Here is a 910-nt window from a genome sequence, read left to right on the forward strand (position 1 = left end):
CGCCTTGTGCCAGCGCACTGGGCACTTCAATATCCCAATGCCCATCCGTACCAACGGTGGTGGTAATGGTTTGCACAACGCCATCACTGTCGGTCACGGTGAGTGTGACCGTGCCGCCAATTTCGTTACTGGTGCCTTGTAATGTCGGGGTTAAGTCGTTTATATCGCCTACATTTTGTATCGTAAGCGTTGGCGCTTGCGTGTCGATAGTCGTGGTTTCACTCACGGTGGTTTCGTTGCCTACGCTGTCGCGTACGCTCACTTCAATCGTGCTTTCACCTTCACTGAGTGGTGTCGCTGGGGTGGCGCTCCACTCGCCGTTGGCATCAACAAGGGCGGTAATGGTTTGTGGGTTACCGTCACTGTCGGTCACCACAATCGTCACTTGTGCGCCTTCGCCTGCGTCACTTGTGCCGCTGATTATAGGCGTGTTGCTATTGCTTTGTGCATCCACCTCAACCGTGAGTGTAGGGGGTGTGTTATCAAAGTCATCTGAGCTGATTGTGCGTGTGTTCCCTGCTGCATCTGTGGCTGTGGCAATCACAGAGCCTACATCCAGTAGTGATACATCAAGCCCCACCAAAGACCAATTACCGTTGGCATCGGTGGTAGTGGTGTAAGTTACACCCACTCCTCCGCCAATAAGTTGCTCGGTGATGGTGATTTCACTGCCTGCTGGCAGGTCAGACGTACCACTGAGGGTAACCAATAAACCAAGCTCGAAGGTTGGCGTAAAGGCAAGGGTTGGTGGCGTTACATCCACTTCACCGCTGTCTGTCCCTGTGCCCGTGTTGCCCGCTGCATCCGTGATGCTCGCGCTGACACTGTAGTTACCTTCGGCTAAATCAGTCGCTGGGGTGGCACTCCAATTACCATTGGCATCGGTTTGTACATCAATAGTTTGTACGGC

General features: G+C 53.5%; 1 protein-coding gene. It reads right to left on the reverse strand.

Translation table 11 applies throughout. From position 1 onward, the window contains the following. On the reverse strand, nucleotides 1-910 hold a 910-nt coding region (locus MTF68_RS19630), incomplete at both ends, for an Ig-like domain-containing protein (RefSeq protein WP_248463412.1).

The sequence above is a fragment of the Pseudoalteromonas sp. 2CM37A genome, assembly GCF_023161885.1.
Lineage (GTDB): Bacteria > Pseudomonadota > Gammaproteobacteria > Enterobacterales > Alteromonadaceae > Pseudoalteromonas > Pseudoalteromonas atlantica.